The 19,573-nt window shown below is 65.4% G+C and carries 20 protein-coding genes; 8 read left to right on the top strand and 12 right to left on the bottom strand.

Translation table 11 applies throughout. The features are described 5' to 3' along the window. Nucleotides 1-25 precede the first annotated feature (25 nt). Nucleotides 26-3,001, top strand: coding sequence for an excinuclease ABC subunit UvrA (gene uvrA, locus ACWGRX_RS00680; protein ID WP_452116008.1), 2,976 nt, complete (start codon nt 26-28; stop codon nt 2,999-3,001). Between the two features lie 40 nt (nt 3,002-3,041). Here uvrA and ACWGRX_RS00675 read toward each other — a convergent pair whose 3' ends face one another. The 3 genes from ACWGRX_RS00675 to ACWGRX_RS00665 form a co-directional block, all read right to left on the bottom strand. Then, on the bottom strand, nt 3,042-3,560 hold the full coding sequence (locus ACWGRX_RS00675) for a hypothetical protein (protein ID WP_452116007.1): 519 nt from the start codon (nt 3,558-3,560) through the stop codon (nt 3,042-3,044). A 10-nt stretch (nt 3,561-3,570) separates the two neighbouring features. Next, on the bottom strand, nt 3,571-4,929 hold the full coding sequence (locus ACWGRX_RS00670) for an HD domain-containing protein (protein ID WP_452116006.1): 1,359 nt from the start codon (nt 4,927-4,929) through the stop codon (nt 3,571-3,573). A gap of 825 nt (nt 4,930-5,754) precedes the next feature. After that, nucleotides 5,755-6,300: a carboxymuconolactone decarboxylase family protein gene (locus ACWGRX_RS00665; protein ID WP_452116005.1), complete on the bottom strand. Its 546-nt coding sequence runs from the start codon at nt 6,298-6,300 to the stop codon at nt 5,755-5,757. A gap of 303 nt (nt 6,301-6,603) precedes the next feature. On the opposite strand from ACWGRX_RS00665, the gene ACWGRX_RS00660 reads away from it, so the two are divergent. The 3 genes from ACWGRX_RS00660 (at nt 6,604) to ACWGRX_RS00650 (ending at nt 8,324) form a co-directional block, all read left to right on the top strand. After that, the gene (locus ACWGRX_RS00660; RefSeq protein ID WP_452116004.1) at nt 6,604-6,897 is read left to right on the top strand and encodes a c-type cytochrome; all 294 of its coding nucleotides are present in this window, start codon (nt 6,604-6,606) and stop codon (nt 6,895-6,897) included. Nucleotides 6,898-6,904: 7 nt separating this feature from the next. Beyond that, nucleotides 6,905-7,729, top strand: a complete 825-nt coding sequence (locus ACWGRX_RS00655) for an arylamine N-acetyltransferase family protein (RefSeq protein WP_452116003.1) — start codon at nt 6,905-6,907, stop codon at nt 7,727-7,729. A gap of 94 nt (nt 7,730-7,823) precedes the next feature. Beyond that, nucleotides 7,824-8,324, top strand: coding sequence for an invasion associated locus B family protein (locus ACWGRX_RS00650; RefSeq protein ID WP_452116002.1), 501 nt, complete (start codon nt 7,824-7,826; stop codon nt 8,322-8,324). Between the two features lie 122 nt (nt 8,325-8,446). On the opposite strand, the gene ACWGRX_RS00645 is transcribed toward ACWGRX_RS00650, so the two are convergent. The 3 genes from ACWGRX_RS00645 to ACWGRX_RS00635 all read right to left on the bottom strand — a co-directional run bounded on the left by ACWGRX_RS00645 (nt 8,447) and on the right by ACWGRX_RS00635 (nt 10,094). After that, nucleotides 8,447-9,121, bottom strand: a complete 675-nt coding sequence (locus ACWGRX_RS00645) for an RraA family protein (protein ID WP_452116001.1) — start codon at nt 9,119-9,121, stop codon at nt 8,447-8,449. 170 nt (nt 9,122-9,291) lie between these two features. After that, on the bottom strand, nt 9,292-9,759 hold the full coding sequence (locus ACWGRX_RS00640) for an SRPBCC domain-containing protein (RefSeq protein ID WP_452116000.1): 468 nt from the start codon (nt 9,757-9,759) through the stop codon (nt 9,292-9,294). Next, nucleotides 9,756-10,094 (bottom strand): ArsR/SmtB family transcription factor, encoded by a 339-nt coding sequence (locus tag ACWGRX_RS00635; RefSeq protein WP_452115999.1) that lies wholly within the window; start codon nt 10,092-10,094, stop codon nt 9,756-9,758. The genes ACWGRX_RS00640 and ACWGRX_RS00635 overlap by 4 nt, the downstream gene beginning before the upstream one ends. Before the next feature lie 186 nt (nt 10,095-10,280). Between ACWGRX_RS00635 and ACWGRX_RS00630 the strand changes: the two genes are divergently transcribed. Then, nucleotides 10,281-10,523, top strand: a complete 243-nt coding sequence (locus ACWGRX_RS00630) for a hypothetical protein (RefSeq protein ID WP_452115998.1) — start codon at nt 10,281-10,283, stop codon at nt 10,521-10,523. Between the two features lie 23 nt (nt 10,524-10,546). On the opposite strand, the gene ACWGRX_RS00625 is transcribed toward ACWGRX_RS00630, so the two are convergent. Next, the gene (locus tag ACWGRX_RS00625; RefSeq protein WP_452115997.1) at nt 10,547-11,209 is read right to left on the bottom strand and encodes a ceramidase domain-containing protein; all 663 of its coding nucleotides are present in this window, start codon (nt 11,207-11,209) and stop codon (nt 10,547-10,549) included. Nucleotides 11,210-11,662: 453 nt separating this feature from the next. On the opposite strand from ACWGRX_RS00625, the gene ACWGRX_RS00620 reads away from it, so the two are divergent. The 3 genes from ACWGRX_RS00620 (at nt 11,663) to ACWGRX_RS00610 (ending at nt 14,986) form a co-directional block, all read left to right on the top strand. Beyond that, entirely contained in the window at nt 11,663-11,818 is a 156-nt protein-coding gene (locus ACWGRX_RS00620; RefSeq protein WP_083533033.1) for a DUF1127 domain-containing protein, read from the top strand. Between the two features lie 150 nt (nt 11,819-11,968). Beyond that, a complete protein-coding gene (gene trmFO / locus ACWGRX_RS00615; protein ID WP_452115996.1) occupies nt 11,969-13,381 on the top strand; it encodes a methylenetetrahydrofolate--tRNA-(uracil(54)-C(5))-methyltransferase (FADH(2)-oxidizing) TrmFO in 1,413 nt (470 codons plus the stop codon). 294 nt (nt 13,382-13,675) lie between these two features. Continuing rightward, nucleotides 13,676-14,986, top strand: coding sequence for an MFS transporter (locus tag ACWGRX_RS00610; protein ID WP_291638731.1), 1,311 nt, complete (start codon nt 13,676-13,678; stop codon nt 14,984-14,986). A 90-nt stretch (nt 14,987-15,076) separates the two neighbouring features. Here the strand turns inward: ACWGRX_RS00610 and ACWGRX_RS00605 are convergent, their stop codons facing one another. The 5 genes from ACWGRX_RS00605 to yajC form a co-directional block, all read right to left on the bottom strand. Next, the gene (locus ACWGRX_RS00605; protein ID WP_452115995.1) at nt 15,077-15,961 is read right to left on the bottom strand and encodes a phytoene/squalene synthase family protein; all 885 of its coding nucleotides are present in this window, start codon (nt 15,959-15,961) and stop codon (nt 15,077-15,079) included. 176 nt (nt 15,962-16,137) lie between these two features. Then, nucleotides 16,138-16,515: an Mth938-like domain-containing protein gene (locus ACWGRX_RS00600; protein WP_452115994.1), complete on the bottom strand. Its 378-nt coding sequence runs from the start codon at nt 16,513-16,515 to the stop codon at nt 16,138-16,140. A gap of 23 nt (nt 16,516-16,538) precedes the next feature. Continuing rightward, the gene (gene secF, locus ACWGRX_RS00595) at nt 16,539-17,480 is read right to left on the bottom strand and encodes a protein translocase subunit SecF (RefSeq protein ID WP_291638728.1); all 942 of its coding nucleotides are present in this window, start codon (nt 17,478-17,480) and stop codon (nt 16,539-16,541) included. Nucleotides 17,481-17,507: 27 nt separating this feature from the next. Next, nucleotides 17,508-19,118 (bottom strand): protein translocase subunit SecD, encoded by a 1,611-nt coding sequence (gene secD, locus ACWGRX_RS00590; protein WP_452115993.1) that lies wholly within the window; start codon nt 19,116-19,118, stop codon nt 17,508-17,510. Between the two features lie 113 nt (nt 19,119-19,231). Continuing rightward, nucleotides 19,232-19,501, bottom strand: coding sequence for a preprotein translocase subunit YajC (gene yajC, locus ACWGRX_RS00585; protein WP_291638739.1), 270 nt, complete (start codon nt 19,499-19,501; stop codon nt 19,232-19,234). Between the last annotated feature and the right edge of the window lie 72 nt (nt 19,502-19,573).

The raw sequence follows: 19,573 nt of genomic DNA, 5'->3' as shown, positions 1-19,573 counted from the left end.
GGCTAAAGCTCAATCGGACACCACCATGGCCCGCAAGACCACGCTCGCCGAACAGGCCGCGACGCTGGAAGACATGTTCGACCGCAAGTCCGCACAGGACTCGGCGGCCGATCGGAATGCCCGCGTCATCTCCGTGCGCGGCGCGCGCGAGCACAATCTCAAGAATGTCGACCTCGCGATTCCGCGCGACAAGCTGGTGGTGTTCACCGGGCTTTCCGGCTCCGGAAAATCCTCGCTCGCCTTCGACACGATCTATGCGGAGGGCCAGCGCCGCTATGTCGAGTCGCTCTCGGCCTATGCCCGCCAGTTCCTCGAGATGATGCAGAAGCCCGATGTCGACCAGATCGACGGGCTCTCGCCGGCGATCTCGATCGAGCAGAAGACCACCTCGAAGAACCCGCGCTCGACCGTCGGCACCGTCACCGAGATCCACGACTATATGCGCCTGCTCTGGGCGCGCGCCGGCATCCCCTATTCGCCGGCGACCGGCCTGCCGATCGAGAGCCAGACCGTACAGCAGATGGTCGACCGGCTGGTCGAGCTGCCGGAGAAGACGCGCGGCTACCTGCTGGCGCCGGTGGTGCGCGGCCGCAAGGGCGAGTTCCGCAAGGAGATGGCAGAGTGGCTGAAGCGCGGCTTCCAGCGCGTCAAGGTCAATGGCGAGTTCTACGAGATCGCGGACGCGCCTGCGCTCGACAAGAAGTTCAAGCACGACATCGACGTCGTCGTCGACCGCATCGTGATCCGGCCCGATCTCGGCGCCCGCCTCGCCGACTCGCTGGAGCAGGCGCTCGACCTCGCCGAGGGCATCGCGGTCTTCGAATATGCCGACGAGAAGGAGGAGAATGGCGAGGCCAAGCGCGTCACCTTCTCCTCGAAATTCGCCTGCCCGGTCTCCGGCTTCACCATCCCCGAGATCGAGCCGCGGCTGTTCTCGTTCAACAACCCGTTCGGCGCCTGCCCGGCCTGCGACGGCCTCGGCCACGAGATGCGGATCGACCCGGAGATGATAGTCCCGGACCATTCGCTCTCGCTGAAGAAGGGCGCGATCGCGCCCTGGGCCAAGTCGACCTCGCCCTATTACGGCCAGACGCTCGATGCGCTGGCGAAGCATTTCGGCTTCTCGACGACCAAGCCTTGGAGTGAGCTGCCGCAGAGCGCCCGCGACGCCATCCTGTTCGGCACCGGCACCGAGGCCGTGCGCATGGCCTATAATGACGGCCTGCGCGCCTATGAGGTGAAGAAGCCCTTCGAGGGCGTGATCACCAATATGGAGCGGCGCTGGAAGGAGACCGAGAGCGACTGGGCCCGTGAGGAGATCGGCCGCTTCATGTCGGAGACGCCGTGCGCGGCGTGCAACGGGTTTCGCCTGAAGCCCGAGGCGCTGGCGGTCAAGATCGACATGCGCCATATCGGCGAGGTCTCGCGGCTTTCGGTCAAGGACGCGCTCGCCTGGGTCAGCGCCCTGCCCGAGCGGCTCTCGAAGAAGCAGAACGAGATCGCCCCGCGCATCCTGAAGGAGATTCGCGACCGGCTGACCTTCCTGCTCGATGTCGGGCTCGAATACCTCACCCTCGCCCGCGCCTCCGGCACGCTTTCGGGCGGCGAGAGCCAGCGCATCCGCCTCGCCAGCCAGATCGGCTCCGGCCTAACCGGCGTGCTCTATGTGCTGGACGAGCCCTCGATCGGCCTGCACCAGCGCGACAATGAGCGCCTGCTCGGCACGCTGCGCCGCCTGCGCGACCTCGGCAACACCGTGATCGTCGTCGAGCATGACGAGGACGCGATCCTTACCGCCGACTATGTCGTCGATGTCGGCCCCGGCGCCGGCATCCATGGCGGCGAGATCATCGCCAAGGGCACGCCGCAGGACATCCTCAGTGACCCGAACTCGCTCACCGGCAAATACCTCACCGGCGAGATGAGCGTCGCGGTGCCCGGCAAGCGCCGCAAGCCGCAGAAGGGCCGGAGCCTGAAGATCGTCGGCGCCCGCGGCAACAACCTCAAGGACGTCAACGTCGACATCCCGCTCGGCCTGTTCACCTGCATCACCGGCGTGTCGGGCGGCGGCAAGTCGACGCTGGTCATCGACACGCTCTACAAGGCGATCGCGCGCAAGCTCAACGGCTCGATCGAGCACCCTGCCCCGCATGAGCGCATCGAGGGCATGGAGCATCTCGACAAGGTCATCGACATCGACCAGTCGCCGATCGGCCGCACGCCGCGCTCCAACCCGGCGACCTATACCGGCGCCTTCACGCCGATCCGCGAATGGTTCGCCGGCCTGCCCGAGGCCAAGGCGCGCGGCTATCAAGCAGGCAGGTTCAGCTTCAACGTGAAGGGCGGCCGCTGCGAGGCCTGCCAGGGCGACGGCGTCATCAAGATCGAGATGCACTTCCTGCCGGACGTCTACGTCACCTGCGATGTCTGCAAGGGCAAGCGCTATGACCGCGAGACGCTCGAGGTGAAATACCGCGAGCGCTCGATCGCCGACGTGCTCGACATGACGGTCGAGGAGGCCAAGGACCTGTTCAAGGTCGTGCCCTCGATCCGCGATAAGATGGTGACGCTCGCCCGCGTCGGGCTCGACTATGTCAAGGTCGGCCAGCAGGCGACGACGCTCTCGGGCGGCGAGGCGCAGCGCGTCAAGCTCTCCAAGGAGCTCTCAAAGCGCGCCACCGGCCGCACCCTCTACATCCTCGACGAGCCGACCACCGGCCTGCACTTCCACGACGTCGCCAAGCTGATGGAGGTGCTGCACGAGCTGGTCGAGCAGGGCAATTCCGTGGTGGTGATCGAGCACAATCTCGAAGTGATCAAGACCGCCGACTGGATCATCGACATGGGCCCCGAAGGCGGCGACGGCGGCGGCGAGGTCGTGGCGCAAGGCACGCCGGAGGATGTCGTCCGCATCGGCAAGGGCCACACCGCGCGCTTCCTCAAGGAGGTGCTGGAGCGGCGGCCGTTGAAGGGCAAGGGGGCAAGACAGGCGGCGGAGTAATTTCCGCCGTTCTATTTGGGAAAGCTAGCGGCCGCTGATTTTAAGCCGTAGCTGGTTCAAGGCCGAGTCGTCCAAGCAGGCGAGTCGCATCGTCAAGACGCCCTCCCTCCGTTTTTGAACCTTTCCTACGAACAATTTCGGCTTTCCAATCGGAGACTTTCTCCTCTTTGAAAAGCCAGTGAGCTGTAGCCGCAAGCTCAAGAACTGTGACATTGACAGAAGCCAATTCGAGCACCCGGGCTCGAAGTTCGGGCCTGGCAAGGAACGAATAATCGTATGCGTCGTTTCTAATCTTTGAAAGAAAGACACTATAGCGCGCGCCGTCAGACTTCCGTCGCTCAAACTTCTCCTCGATCTTATCGAATGCCTCTGCATCCAAGATTGCGCTGTCAAGATCACGGGAGTATGGCCCGTAATGATGATAGGTGTAGGAAAAACCACTTTCTGCGCCCAACTTATCAAGAAGATATGCAATTTTTTGGAGACGCACGCGGCTCGCGAGTCGTCCACCCGCAGCCGTGATAATGTCGGCGACACGATTTTCGGGTTCATAGGCCATGGCGTCCTCCCTAACCACGCGCGTCATCACGGTCCGAAACCTCTCGGAAATAGAGCCGTGTGAACTGCTTTTTTTTCATTACCAGCGCCTCGATCATGGGCGATAGCTCGCTGATTTCTCGCGGATCAACTCCATCCAAGATATGAAGTTTCTTGTGCATTCGCTCTTCATCACCACCAATTTCGGCGTAAATGCCAACCGTGGCCTTCTCGTCCAGCAGCACATCCTCCGAAGCAAGCTTGGCCTCAAACTGCTTCTGAATTCGCCGCAGCCGCGAACGTTGCACCCCCGCATTTTCTCCGAACTCGGCCAGATCAAGGGTCTTGTATAGCTTCCGCTCCCGCAATCGCATGGCGGTATCGGCAATGACTCCATCCTCGGCAAACGACATTGATTCTAGCGCGCTAATAACGAGTGTATCATCAAGCGCGAGGTAGTTGGTGACAGTGTCTCCGCCCCTTGCGAAAAAACGCAGCAGCGGGTGCCCATCTGGAAGGCCAGTGCGCTTGAGGTCGGCCTTCTTGCCAGAGGCAGCTTTGGCCACGGCGCGAAGCAATTTTGCTATCATATGCTCTACGCAACGCGTGGCTTTATGAAAATAAACCTGCTGATGCAGCGTGTATCGCGCTAGCAAAAACTGCTCTGCTGCTGGCAAGGCCTTTTTATGTAAGCAGAATGTGGGGACGCGCCGCGCCTGTGCATCGCTGTCATCAGGAGCATCAATCTCGATCTCGGCAACACGAACATTCTCGACTAGCCAATCGAAATCGATCGCCCCGGCGCCCGTTCCAGTCATGAATTTGTCGCGCCGGAGGTAATCCAAGCGATCAGCATCAAAGGAACTTGATACAACGGCATGATAAATGTCTTCTGGGTCTTCTTTTTCTAGAAGACCTGCTACCTCGTCTGTAAATCCCGGCCGATAAGCCTCAAGGATAGGCTGTATCCGACCTTGCTGGCTCCGAATGATATCCGCCGTCCATTGCTCATGACGTTTTTTGACGCCACGAGACTCCTGAACGCCTTCAAACGTGTGACTGAAGGGACCGTGTCCAAGATCATGCAGGAGAGCCGCGACAAGGGCGACCTGAGCCTTCTCTGGCTCAAACCCCTGCCCAATGCGCTTCATCTCACGAGCGATCACCTCTACGAGTGTACGAGCGGTGTGAAACACACCCACAGAGTGCGCAAAGCGCGTATGCACAGCGCCTGGAAATGTAAACTCCGAGACACCCAATTGTCGGATGCGCCGTAGACGTTGGAATTCTGGGGTGTCTATCAAAGACCAAGCGAGAGGGTCGATATCAAGCTGATCGGTCTCGTCAAAGACGATAAGACCATGCACTGGATCCCGCAGTCTTTTGCTCATCGAATCGCGCCCTCCCCCTAAGAGAGCTTATTCGAAGCCTAGCCAAACGGAATCCGAACTTATCCCCGCCCGCAAAACCTCCCATACAATCCCCTCGCCCATCACCCATACGGGGCGACCGTCCGGAGGTATGCCAGAGGCTGGGTGAGGGTCGGCGCCTGCGGGCGGGGGTTACGCCCCGCTCCCGGGAGGCTTCGGGAACCGACCTGGGGGCATTACGACCCCTGCGCGAGGAGCTCGCTAGATGAAGCGGCGGCGCCAGCCGCTGCGACGGACCGACGAGGCGACGCCCGAAGAAGGGAACTGGCTTCGAAGGACCTTCGCGGTTGAGCCCGCTGCCGGCTTCGCAGAAGCGCGGCCCGGAGTTTTCAAATCGCCGAAGGCGGAGCGCCACGGGGCGTGCGGATGAGGCTTCATCCGCGCCGCTTCCTGGCTCAACGGAAGCGGATCTCACGACGCGCCTCGCGGCGCTCCGCCAGCCCCGTATGATTCAGCGCCCGCAGGCAGGCCTGCGGGCGGGTAGGCTCATGCGTCATTCTCGGGCCGAGCCCTCGGGTCCGACCTTCGGTCGGCCCAAGGATAAACTCCGCGAAAACCCGAGCATGACGGTTGTGGGGAGGCCGCAGCGGAGCCCCCGCGCCTTCTACCGCGACGGCAGGCCCTCATCCGGCGCTCCGCGCCACCTTCTCCCATCCGGGAGAAGGCAAAAGGCGCCGCGGCTCCCGCCCCGTCATGCTCAGGTCAAGCCCAAGCACGTCGGCTGACAAGGGCGACGCTTCACATGCCGAAAACGGGCCCCGGCGCTTGCCGGAGCCCGCTTTCGGCTCAGGCCGCCTTGAGCAGCTTCACCGCCGGGAAGTCGAGCGGCACGTCGAGGGCGACGTTGACGTAGTTGGTAAACAGGTTGAGCGCGACATGGGCGAGGATCTCGACGATCGCGCCATCGTCGAAGCCGGCCTGGCGCAGTGCCGCGACATCGGCCTCGGCGACGGCGGCGCGGTTCTCGACCACCTTGAGGGCGAAGGCGAGCGCCGCCTGCGTCTTCGGATCGGCCGAGCGGCCGGCCTGGGCCTGCGCCATCTCCTCGGCGCTCGCCCCGGCCTTGCGGCCGAGCGCGGTATGGGCCGAGAGGCAGTATTCGCAGGCGTTGCGATCGGCGATCGCCACCGCGATCTGCTCGCCGAGCCTGGCGTCGATGCGGCCCTGGCCGAGCGCGCCGAACGAGCCCCACATGCTCTTCAGCGCCGCCGGCGAATTGGCGACGGCGCGGAACATGTTCGGCGTCACGCCGAAGGCCTGGTCGATGCTCTTGAGCAGCCCGCCGGCCTCGCCGCTTGCGGTGCCGGGATCGACAAGATTAACTCGTGCCATGGGATTTCTCCTGTTTCGCGGGGTTTTCTCACAGGCGGGCGCCGATGGCAGTCGACGCCCGCCGCCTTCTGGGGCCGGCCCGCCGCTTCATGCGGCAAGGTCCGGCCCGGAAGCTCGGGGCAGGTCGAAGTTTTATTAGGAGTCCTAATCAAGTCAAGGGCAACGCGCCCCGCCCCGCCGGGCCTTGTCGGCCGTGCCATCGCGCTCGCAGTCCGAAGAAGCGGTTTTATTTACCCTCCGCCCGTCTAATCTCGCCGCAACGACAAGCGGGGGATTCGAACGTTGACGGGACGATATCGGAGCGTGCGGCGCTGGGCCGCGGCAGTGGTGCTGGCTACGGGCGCCGCTCCGGCCATGGCCGAGCCGCGCTCGTCGCCGATAGAGCAATGCGCCTATTGCCATGGCGAGGACGGCATCGCGCGCGATACCGAGGTGCCGCATCTCGCCGGGCAGAACGAGAAATACCTGTTCAACCAGATGATGGCCTTCCGCGCCGGCAAGCGCCCGCACAAGGAGATGCGCTTCATGGCCCGCCATATGACGGTCCAGGAGGTCGCGGCGATCGCGGCCTATTACGCCGCCCTGCCGCCGCGCTGAGGCAACCATGCTCGCCCCGGACGACCTTTCCGCCTATCTCGCCCGCATCGGCTATGATGGCGAGGTCGCGCCGACCCGGGTGGCCCTGGCGCGGCTGCACTTCCTGCACCCGCAGGCGATCCCCTTCGAGAATTTCGACGCACTCGCCGGCCGCGGCGTGCGCATCGCGCTGAAGGAGGTCTTCGCCAAGCTCGTCCGCGAGCGGCGCGGCGGCTACTGCTTCGAGCACAACACCCTGTTCCATGCGGTGCTCGAGGCCTTCGGCTTTCCGGTGACGGCGCTCGGCGGACGCGTGCTGATGGGCCAGGCCGAGGATGCGCAGGTCGCCCGCACCCACAAGCTGCTGCGCGTCATCTGCGAGGGCGAGGATTTGATCGCCGATGTCGGCTTTGGCGGCATGACGCTGACCGGGCCGCTGCGCCTCGCAGAAGGCGCCCCGCAGAAGACGCCGCACGAGCCCTACCGGCTCGACCGCGGCGGCGAGGACTGGTGGCTGCGCGCCGAGATATCAGGCGAATGGCGCCTGCTCTACCGCTTCACGCTGCAGCCGGTGCCGGCGATCGACGAGGTGGTGGCGAACCATTATGTCGCGACCCATCCGGCCTCGGCCTTCACCTTCACCTTGCGCGCCGCCCGCATCCTGCCGCATGGCCGCCTGACCCTGCTCGACCGCCGGCTGACCGAGCACCGGCTCGGCGAAGCCTCGCTGCCGGAGCAAATCGCGGACGACGCCGCGCTGCGCCGGGCGCTCGAAAACCGCTTCGGAATCGTGCTCGACGACGACCAGTGGCAGGCCGCGCTGGCCCGCATCGCAGCCGCCCCGTCCCCCTGACGCGGATCGTCACCCCACGCATTTTTGACGATCTTTTTTACGCCTCGTTAATCTCCGAGGTTTCATCCCTTGCGCAGGAAAAGGAGATGAGGCCATGATGAAACTGACGGTGCCAGCGGTGATCCTGCTTCTTGCCGCTGCCGGCACGGCACAGGCTAGCCCCGCCAAGTCCATGGGGCAGTTCAAGGATTGGAACGCTGCGTCCTATCAGAACGGCAATAGCCAGCGTTGCTACATCTCGAGTGTTCCGACAACAGCAAAGCCTGAACAACTCAGACATGGAGATGTATTCTTCTTCGTGCAGACCAGTGATGGCAAGACAAGTAACACCGAGACCAGCTTCCAGACCGGCTATGAATTCGCCAAGGATTCGGTGGTCCGCATCACCATCGGCGATGCGGAATTCCAGATGCTGACGCTCGGCAAGGGCGCCTGGCTGAACCGGCTGGAGCGCGAGAGCGACCTGCTCGCGGCGATGAAGGCGGGCTCGTCCATGGTGCTGGAGGCGACCTCGGCCCGCGGCAACGACACCAGCTACACCTTTTCGCTCAGCGGCATCACCGCCGCCTCGCGCCTGCTCGATCAGTGCAGCTGAGGGCGGCCGTCAACCGCGCCACCATCATGGTCGGGCCTATCCCGACCATCCACGCCTTCACTGATCGCATGCGGCGCTCAAGACATGGATGCTCGCCACGAGGGCGAGCATGACGTGCAGGTTCAGAGCACGCCGTGACGCTCGAACACCGAGCGCAGGCTGGCGCCCGCCAGCAGCTCGTCGCGCGTGCTGTCCTCGGCCTCGATCTTCTCGAGGGCAAGCTTGACCGCCTCGGCCGCGATCTTCCGCGGCACGATCACGACGCCGTCGACATCGCCGAAGATGAAATCGCCGGGCTCGACACGGGCGCCGGCGACCTCGACCGGCTCGTCGGCCGCCATCATCTCGGCCCGGCCCTTGGTGTCGAGCGGGCCGATGCCACCGTGAAAGAGCGGGAAGCCGAGTTCGCGGATGCGGCGGACATCGCGCACCAGCCCGTCGGTCAGGCAGCCCGCCGCCTTGCGCACCATCGAGGCGGTGGTCAGCAATTCGCCCCAGGGCGCAATCCGGTCGGTCGGCCCGTCGCAGGCCAGGACCGGGATCTCACCGGGCTTCAGGCTGTCGATCAGGTCCATTTCGAGCGCGTAGGGATTATGCCCTTCGGGCAGGTGATAGCGCTTCATGTAGAGACCGGTGCGAGCGAAGCCGCAGAGGATCGCATTGTCGTCGACCGGCCGAACGAAGGGCTTCACAGCCTGGCTCGGATAGCCGAGTTGGTCGAGCACGTCCGAAAGCACGGCTGAATAGAGTCGGGTCTTCAGAGATTCCAGATCGAATGTGGCAGCCAAGTCGGACATCGCTTCCCCCTATGTTTTGTGGAAGCTTGTCGACGCCCTCCCCAAGGGTCAACCGACCGGACCGTCTTGGGGCAGTGCGGGAAACGCAGGGCTGCGGGCCCAGCCGAAAGGAGGACAGGGCCGCAAAGGCCCCGTCCAAGTGCTGAACACCGCGCCGAAAGCGAACAGAATCAGCCAGCCACGGCGTCAAGCCGGGCGTAGCTCGCCTCCATGCCGTCCTCCATACCGGTCGCCAGCATGGCGGCGCGGGTCGCACTGTCCGGCAAGGTCATACGCATGGTCATCAGCGTGCCAGCTCCATCCGCTTCGAAGCGGGTCTCGACATGATTGTCCGGCGTCGGGTCCGGCATGTGAAAGCGCTCGACATGGACGATACGGCCGAAAGGCTCGAGCGAAACATATTCCCCGGTGAGGACGAGACCATTGCCGTTGCCGTCGCTCCATTCATAGCGGATGCGGCCGCCGGCCCGCGCCTCGTTGATGCAGACCGGCATGGTCCAGCCATCCGGCCCGAGCAGCCATTTCTGGATCAGCTCCGGCTCGGTATGCGCGCGATAGACCGCCTCGGGCGAAGCCCTGAAGCGGCGGGTGACGACGACATGGGTGTCGCCTTCGGTCTCGAGGGTCAGTCTGCTCATCTGCCATCCTTCTCCTTGCCGGGCTCCATCTCGGCCAGAACCGCGTCCAGCCGGTCGTAATTCGCCTCCAGTGCCCGGCGCAGCATTCCGAGCCACTGGTCGATCTCGTTCAGCGCCGTCGGCGCCAGGCTGCAGGGCCGCTTCGTGCCCTCGGCGCGCCGGATGATCAGCCCCGCCTCCTCGAGCACCTTGAGGTGCCGCGACACCGCGGGCTGGGTCATCTCGAACGGCCGGGCGAGCTCCATCACCGTGCTCTCACCCAGCGCCAAACGCGCCAGGATCGCCCGTCGGGTCGGATCGGCGAGCGCCGAAAAGGCGGCATCGAGCCTATTCATCTCCATCTCCTTATATAATTAATTTGTTATATAATAGATCACGCATAGTCAAGCGCCCCGGCAGCCTGAGCGAGACAGAATTCCCTTGCGGAACACCAGAGCGGGGCAGACCATCAGATGCAGCGCCGCCAGTTGCCGCGACGCAGGAAACAAGGCTCACCATCCCCGAAACGGAGAGATGCCGCCATGCACAGCCTTCTGAGATTCGCTGTCCTGCTCACCGTCTCCACAGGCGGCTTTTTAGCCCTGGCGCCAGCGATCTCGACGCCGGCCGACGCCACGGCCTGCGCCCGCGGGGTTCGCGGCGCCGCTTGCGCGGGCCCGCGCGGTGCCGTCGCGGTCCGCCGCCCGGCCCCGGTCGTGGTCGCCCCTGCCCGCCGCGGCACCGTCGTCGTGCCGGCGCGCCGCGGCGTGGTCGTCGTGCGCTGAGCAGCGCCCGACCGGCGGCAGTGCTAGATGCGAGTTGAAGCGCTGCGATGCGTGAGCGCCGCACGCAGCAGCAGGTAGAGCACGGTCGCATTGAGCAGATGCCAGGCCCAGTGCAGCCCGAACGGCACGTGCTGGCAAGCCAGACCATCGAGCGAGCGGAAGGTCAGCGACAGCCCGAAGACGAGGCCGGCCAGCCCGATCTGGCGGGCGGTCGCGCCGGCCTGTCCGCGCACCGCCAGAGCCGCCGCGACCCCGAACAGCGCCAGCACGAAGCCCGCATAACCGGCCGAGCCGCGCAGGACCGGCGGCAGCCAGAGCGCAAGAACTGCCGCCAGCGCCGAGGAGGCGGCCAGGAAGGCGAGCGTGCCGAGGAACGCGGCCGCCGGCGCCAGCCCGAAGAAGCGTCGCAGCGCCAGACCGAAATAGAAGAAGGCGAAGAGCTGGATCGGCACCATATCGGCAAGCAGCGTCCAGCGCCGCGGCATGGTGTGAAACAGGAACGAGCCGATCGCGATGGCGAAGACCAGGGTAATCAAGATGGCGACCGGCCAGTCGGCGCGGCGCACACGCCACAGCAGAATCAGACCGGCCAGCGCCGCAAGCAGGAAGGCGCCGTTGCTCCACGCATTCAGCGGCTCGGCCCAGAACGACGGATCCGTGCGCTCGCAATAGCCATAGCTGCCCATTCGCCCTCTCCTGCCGCGCCCTCGCCTCCCGCTTGCGAGGCCCGGCCTGACATTGCCGAACGGCGCCCTCGCGACCATATCGCATATGCGAAACCCGTCATGGTGAGCGCCCTCTTTCGGCGGCTGCGCCGGCCCCAGCCATATTGCGGCGCAACATCGCATGGCAGATCCGGGCATTTCGACGCATATTTGGGCATCTTCCTCAAGCACCGTCGCCGATCGCCCGATTTGCCCAGATTAAAGGCACGAATTTCACAGTTCCTACCGAATTGTTAAGCGCCCTGCGCGGGTCTGGGGAACTTTCCAAACGGTCTCTTAATTCACCATGCATCCAGAGCATAACGGAACTGATGGAACAGCCCCTGCAATAAGCAGGCTGATCGCTCTATATGCAGTGCACAACGAATTCATCGCTGTCAGGGGTTGAGCCCTGCAATAACAAGGAGAACCACCATGTTCGTCACCATGATCGCCGCCAAGATCCGCGCCTATCTTCGCTACCGCGAGACCGTCCGTGAGCTGTCCCGTCTGACCGACCGCGAGCTCGACGATCTCGGCCTTTCGCGCTCCGAGATCCAGTTCGTCGCGCGCTCGCACGCCGCGGTCTGAACACAAGACGCCTGATTTCTCCCGGACCGTGTCCTCCCCTCGGTCTGGTCGAAGAGCGAATGCCCGCTTTCGAGCGGGCATTTTGCGTTTTGGGGCCTGACACGCCTCCTGCCCCTTGACCTTCCGCGCGCGCGCGGACACATCGCGGCGATGAGCACCTCACCCATCCACGTCGTCGGCGGCGGCCTCGCCGGCTCCGAAGCCGCCTGGCAGATCGCCCAGGCCGGCGTTCCCGTCATCCTGCACGAGATGCGCCCGGTACGCGGCACCGACGCGCACAAGACGGAGGGGCTGGCCGAGCTGGTCTGCTCCAATTCCTTCCGCTCCGATGATTCGACGAGCAATGCGGTCGGCCAGCTGCATTGGGAGATGCGCCGACTCGATTCGCTGATCATGGCCAAGGGCGACGCCCATCAGGTCCCGGCCGGCGGTGCGCTCGCGGTCGACCGCGACGGATTCTCGCAGGCGGTGACGGCGGCACTCGAGGCGCATCCGCTGGTCACCATCGACCGCGGCGAGATCGCCGGCCTGCCCCCGGCCGAATGGGACAAGGTCATCATCGCCACCGGCCCGCTGACCTCGCCGGCCCTGGCCGAGGGCATCAAGTCGTTGACGGGCGAAAACGAGCTCGCCTTCTTCGATGCCATCGCCCCGATCGTCCATTTCGACTCGATCGACATGGAAACGGCCTGGTTCCAGTCGCGCTACGACAAGCCGGGCCCCGGCGGCACCGGAGCCGACTACATCAATTGCCCGCTCGACCGCGACCAGTACGAGGCCTTCATCGACGCACTGCTCGCCGCCGAGAAGACCGAATTCAAGGAATGGGAGGGCACGCCCTATTTCGACGGCTGCCTGCCGATCGAGGTCATGGCCGAGCGCGGCCGCGAGACGCTGCGCTGGGGACCGATGAAGCCGGTCGGCCTGACCAACAAGCACAACCCGACGGTCAAGGCCTACGCCGTCGTCCAGCTCCGCCAGGACAATGCGCTCGGCACGCTGTTCAACATGAGCGGCTTCCAGACCAAGCTGAAATATGGCGAGCAGGCTTCGATCTTCCGGATGATCCCCGGCCTGCAGAACGCCGAATTCGCGCGCCTCGGCGGCATTCACCGCAACACCTATCTCAATTCGCCGAAGCTGCTCGACCCGACCCTGCGCCTCAAATCCGATCCGCGCCTGCGCTTCGCCGGGCAGATCACCGGCTGCGAGGGCTATGTCGAGAGCGCCGCGATCGGGCTGCTCACCGGCCGCCTCGCCGCTGCCGAGCGGCTCGGCCGGGAACTGGAGCCGCCGCCGGCGACGACGGCGCTGGGCGCGCTGGTCAACCACATCACCGGCGGCCATATCGTCACCATCGACGAGGGCCCGCGCTCCTTCCAGCCGATGAACATCAATTTCGGCCTGTTCCCGCATATCGAGGGCGTCGCCAGCCATGGCCCGGACGGAAAGCGCCTGAAAGGCCCGGCCAAGAGCGTCGCCCGCAAGCAGGCGCTCACGGCAAGGGCGAAGAGCGCGCTCGACGGCTGGATCTCGGGCACGCAAGCGCGGGCGGCCGAGTAGCAGCGGCTACACCCACACGAATGTGAACGCCGCCGCCCTGCGCGGCGGCGCTGACCATGCCCTTCCGTAAGCTGAATCAGGTACGCAAGCGGCGCTCGCAAGCCTTTGATATTCAATAGCTTCCAGGAACCTCTTCGCGGCTTCCTCAGCGCATGCGCCGGCGGCGACGCGAGCGCCTCCGGCGCGGTCGCCCGATGCATGGCAGGCAGGCCCTGAGGCCGTGGCTGCGCCTGCTCCAGGCCTCTAACAGTCCCGCTTCAAATGCAGGACCAAGGACTGGAGACGCTCTAAATTATGACTAGTACGCATAGCTCGCGGCCGCAGGCCAGCGCCGCGAACATCCGCAAGGCCGTGACCGCCGCAACGGTCGGCACGGTCATCGAATGGTATGACTACGCGCTTTACGGCGCCGCCTCCGGGCTGATCATCAACAAGCTGTTCTTCCCCAACCTGTCGCCCGCCACCGGCCTTCTCGCCGCCTTCGCGACTTTCGCGGTCGGCTATTTCGCCCGGCCGGTCGGCGGCATCGTGATCTCGCATATCGGCGACAAGTTCGGCCGCAAGCCGGCGCTGATCCTCACCATCCTGCTGATGGGCCTCGCCACCGTCGCGATGGGCCTGCTGCCGACCTATCAGAGCATCGGCATCGCCGCACCGATCCTGCTGGTGCTGCTGCGCCTGGTCCAGGGCTTCGGCGCCGGCGCCGAACTCGCCGGCGCGATCGTCCTCGTCGCCGAATACGCCCCGGCGAACCGGCGCGCCTTCTATACCGGCCTGCCCAATGCGGCGACGCTGGTCGGCATCATGCTGGCGACGCTCTCCTTCCTGGTGATTTCCTATCTGCCGGAAGAGGTGCTGCTCGGCTGGGCCTGGCGCGTGCCCTTCCTGCTCTCCGGCGCACTCTTCCTCGTCGCGATTTACATCCGCAAGCATCTCGACGAGACCCCGGAATATGTCGAGGCCATGGCCCGCGCCGAAGCCAAGAAGCACGAGCAGCAGGTCCCGCTCGGCGAACTCTTCCGCAAGAGCCCGAAGGAGGTGCTGTTCGGCTTCCTCTCGGTGACCGGCCACAACGCCAATGCCTACATCCTCAGCGCCTTCTCGCTGAGCTACATGACCAACACGGTCGGCATGGCCCGCACTGACGGGCTGATCGCCGTCACCATCGGCTCGCTCTTCGGCATTGCCGGCGTGCCCTTCATGGGCACGCTCGCCGACAGGATCGGCAGCGCCAGGGTCTATATGGGCGGCGCACTGTTCGTGCTGCTGCTGGCCTATCCGCTGTTCTGGATGTTCGACACCGGCAGCCTGTTCTGGTCGACGCTCGGCATCAGCCTCGGCTACGGCATCGGCTTCGGCGCCATGGCCGGCGCGCAGGGAGCCTTCCTGACCAACCTGTTCCCGACGCGCTATCGCTTCTCGGGCCTCGCCATGTCGCGCGAGCTCAACGGAGTGCTGGTCGCCGGGCCGACGCCGCTGATCGCCCAGGCGCTGGTCGGCGCCGCCGATGGCCGGCCGACCTATGTCGCCGCCTATCTGATGGCCTGCTGTGCGTTGGCGATCTTCGCGATCCTGGTCATCCAGAATCGCTCGGTGCACGAATAACGGCCCACCCTACAGCCATCGGCGCGTCGCAGGCGCGCCGATGGCTACCTCCCGCGAGCACAACCACCATAGGTAGCGACGATCTTCGCCTCAGCGCCCCCGCGAGGCGCGCCAGAGCGTCCATTGCCGCCGCAGCGGCGAGAGCGTGACGATGGTCCGGTAGGGATCATAGCCGCGCCGCTCCATCACCCTCAGATAGGGCTCGACCAGCGCCACCGGCAGGAAGGCCGGCCGGATCGCCGCCGGCACGGTCGCGCTGAGATCGTTCAGCTTGCGCAGATGGATCCGCGCCAGCGCCCGCAATTCCTTCAGCGAGTAGTCGACGCCGGGGCCGCCGCGCCCGCGCACGATGTCCTCGCGGGTGACGCCGTTGCGGGCGAGGATGTCGGCCGGCAGATAAACCTGTCCCCGCGCCGCATGCCAGGGAAAGGCACGCATCAGCCCGGCCAGCGCATAGGCGACGCCGGCATGGCCGGCAGCGGTCGCACCACCAGGATCGCGCCCCTGCGCCAGCACGAGGCAGGCGAGCCGGATCAGCGCGCTCGAGGTCTCGCCGACATAGCCTTCCAGATCCGAGAGCGAGGGCATCGGATCGTCATAGAGATCGAAGACGCGCGCCTCGATCAGCCCCGAGAGCGGCGCAACCGGCAATCTGAAGCGCCGCACCGTGTCGAGCAGCGCCTGGGCCACCGGATGTGCCGATCCTCCGCCGCTGTCTCCAGCTTCCAGCACGTCGCGCCACCATTGCAGGCGAACTTCGCCCGGCAATGGCTCGCTGACCAGCTCCCGCACGCGCGCGACCTCATGGCTGAAGGCATAGAGCGCGTGCAGCCCCGGCCGCAGCGCCTCCGGCGCATAGAGCGAAGCGAGATAGCGGTCGGGATCGGCCTCCCGCAACAGCGCCGCGCAATGCGCATAGGCTTGCGACAACGGTGCCGGTGCGGTGCCGGCACGATGCTCGGTTTCGGTTGTCATGTGCCCTCCTGCGATCGCCGCAGCGCGATCCGAAGTCGCCGGCAGTCTAGGCCCACCATTCCCGATTGGCTACGCGGGCCGGGCATGGCCGATGGGATTTGATCGACACCCGTCCATTCTCGGGCGAAGCGCAGCACAGACCCGAGATGCCCGGGTCAAGCCCGAGCATGACGTGGTCACTCCACCGCGATCAGCGCCGCCGCCACGCGCCGCTCCTCGCCGACCAGGACATTATAGGTCCGCGCCGCCGCAGGCGTCGCCATCGCCTCGACGGCGATCCCGACCTCGCGCAGCGGATCGCGCAGGCTCGGCGGCAGGAAGGCGATCTCGTGGCCGATACCGAGGATCAGGAAGTCGATCGCCTCCGCCTCGTCGAAGACAGGCTTGAGGCTCTCCAGCGTCAGCTCGGCGAAGCGCAACACCGGCCAGATCCTGATCCCGCCCGGCGTCGCCAGGATCGAGCCGCGATGGCTCATCTCGGCGAATCGGAAACCGCCGGCGCCGAAGGCGTCGATCAGGTGCCTGCCGGGCACGAAGCCGTCGAAACGCGTCATTTTCGAGCCCCGGCGAAGCCCGCTCAGACGCGGGCCTTGGCCTCCGCGGCATCCTCGCTCTGGTCGAGCCGGCCGGCGCGGACGTCGAGATAGAGCAGCACCGGCGTCGAGATGAACATCGCCGAATAGGTGCAGACCACCACGCCGAACAGCATGACGAGCGCGAAGCCCTCGATCGCCGTGCCGCCGAAGAGCACCAGCGCGATCAGCGCGAGCACGGTCGTGGTCGAGGTGATCGCGGTGCGCGACAGGGTCGAATTCACCGAAAGATCGAGCAGCTCCTCGACCGGCATGGTCTTGTAGCGGCGCAAGAGCTCGCGCGTGCGGTCGAACACCACCACCGTCTCGTTCAGCGAATAGCCGACGATGGTCAGGATCGCCGCGATCGAGGTCAGGTTGAATTCGAGCTGCGTGAACAGGAAGAAGCCGAGCGTCAGGACGATATCGTGCATCGTGCCGACGATGGCGCCGATCGCGAGCTGCATCTCGAAGCGGAACCAGAGATAGACCAGCACGCCGATGATCGCGAGCACGACGCCGATCGTGCCGGCCTGGACGAGCTCGCCCGAGACACGTGGACCGACGGTCTCGACACGGCGGAAATCATAGTCCTGGGCGAAGGCGGCGCGCGCCTTGGTCACCACGCCCTGCTGCGCCACTTCGCCGCCGGGCTGCAGCGCAAAACGCATGGAGAGTTCGCCGCCGCTGCCGAACTCCTGGACCTCGACCTCGCCGAAGCCGAAGGCGTTCGCGGTCTGGCGGACATGGGCGATGTCGGGCTTGCCGTTCTTGGCCTGCATCTCCATCAGCGTGCCGCCGCGGAAATCGATGCCGAAATTGAGCCCGACGGTGACGAAGAGCACCAGCGTCAGGATCGAGTAGAGCGCCGAGAACGGATACGAGAACCGCCGGAAGCGGACGATCTTGAAACGGGTATTGTCCGGAACGATGCGAAGCAGACGCATGCTCTTAAGTCTCCTGAATCAGCAGCGTCAGAACGGCAAGGTCTTGGGCCGCGCCAGGCGATACCACAACGCGATCATCATCCGGGTCAGCGTCACCGCGGTGATGACCGTGGTGAGGATGCCGAGGATGAAGACGACCGCGAAGCCGCGCACCGGGCCGGAGCCGAGCGAGAACAGCGCGACCGCCGCGATCAGCATGGTCATATTCGAGTCGATGATGGTGGCGAAGGCGCGGGTGAACCCCGCCTCGAGCGCCGAGACCAGAGAGCGGCCCAGATGTGATTCCTCGCGCATGCGCTCATAGATCAGCACGTTCGAATCGACCGCCGTGCCGATGGTGAGCACGATGCCGGCGATGCCCGGCAGCGTCATGGTCGCTCCGAGCAGCGACATCAGGCCGAAGATCAGACAGACATGGACGAGCAGCGCGACGCTCGCGATCGCTCCGAAGATGCCGTAGGTGCCGATCATGTAGAGGATGACCAGCACGGTCGCGATCAGTGTCGCCATCTTGCCGGCCTGGATCGAATCCTGTCCGAGGCCGGGGCCGACGGTGCGCTCCTCGACGATCGTCATCTTCGCCGGCAGCGCGCCGGCGCGCAGCAGGATGGCGAGGTTGTTGACCGCCTCGACCGTGAAGTTGCCCGAGATCTGGCCGGAGCCGCCGGTGATCGGCGACTGGATGACCGGGGCCGAGATCACCTTGTTGTCGAGCACGATCGCCAGGGCGCGACCGAGATTCTCGGTGGTCGCCTGGCCGAAGCGCTGGGCGCCGCGGATGTTGAAGCGGAAATTGACGATCGGCTGGCTGGTGCGCTGGTCGAAGGCCGGCTGCGCGTCGATCAGGTCCTCGCCCTCGACGATCACCTGGCGCTGCACCGGGATCGGCTGTCCGCCGGCATCCTGCGAGGGCAGCATGTCGACATCGCCGCCGGGCGAATCCGCGACCATGCGGAACTGCAGCTTGGCCGTCTGGCCGAGAATGTCCTTCAGGCGCTGCGGATCCTGCAGGCCGGGGACCTGCACCAGGATGCGGTCGAGGCCCTGGCGCTGGATGTTCGGTTCGGTCGTGCCGAGCGCGTCGACGCGCCGGCGCAGCACTTCCATGGCCTGCTCGACGGCGCGGCGGATGCGCTCGTTCGATCCGGCCTCGGTGACGTTGAGCTGGATCACACCCTCGGGCGTCTCGCTGATCTCGATGGTCTGGTTGCCGGAGGGACCGAAGGCGCCGAGGGTCCCGACCGGCTGCGCCAGCTCGCGGAACTTCGGCAACAGCTTGGCCCGGTCGGCGGCATCCGGAACGCGCAGCTGCACGCCGCGCGGCGTCAGGCCGATGCCGCCCTGGAAGGAGACCCGCTCCTCGCGCAGGATGCGGCGGACATCGTCACGCAGCTGCATGATCTGGCTGCGGATCAGATCGGCCCGGTCGATCTCGAGCAGGACGTGCGAGCCGCCCTGCAGGTCGAGCCCAAGCGTGACCGCATGGATCGGCAGCAGGAACTTCGGAATCCAGGACGGAGCGCCCTGCTCGATCGCCTTGCGGGTCTCGGGCGAGAACAGATTCGGCAATGCGAGCCCGCAGCCGAAGAGCAGGACGAGGAGGAGGACGATGACCTTGCGGGCCTGGAAACGAAGCATCTGCTTGGGAAGCCTTTTCTGCGTCGGCGCGGTCCTGGGAGGCTAAAGGCGGGTGCGGTCGTCAGACCGGCTCCCGCCTCGGATGGCCTGCTCCGGCCGCGCGCGGCGCGCCTTCAGCTCTTGACCGGCTCGCCCTTGGAGCGAACGTCCTGGACCATGCCCTTGAGGATGCGCACGCGCACGCCATCGGCGATCTCGGCCTCGATCTCGCTGTCGTCGACCACTTTGGAGACCTTGGCGATGATGCCGCCGGAGGTGATGACCGTGTCGCCGCGGCGGACGTTCTTGATCATCTCCTGATGAGCCTTCACCCGCTTCTGCTGCGGCCTGATGATCAGGAACCACATGATGATGAAGATCAGGACGAACGGGACCAGCGACATCAGGATGTCGTTGGTGCCGCCGCCTCCAAGGCCCTGGGCGAAAGCGGGGGTGATCACGGGAAGGCTCCTTCA

Source organism: Allobosea sp. NPDC055594 (genome assembly GCF_053618995.1).
This window is presented reverse-complemented; position numbering and strand designations above follow the sequence as displayed.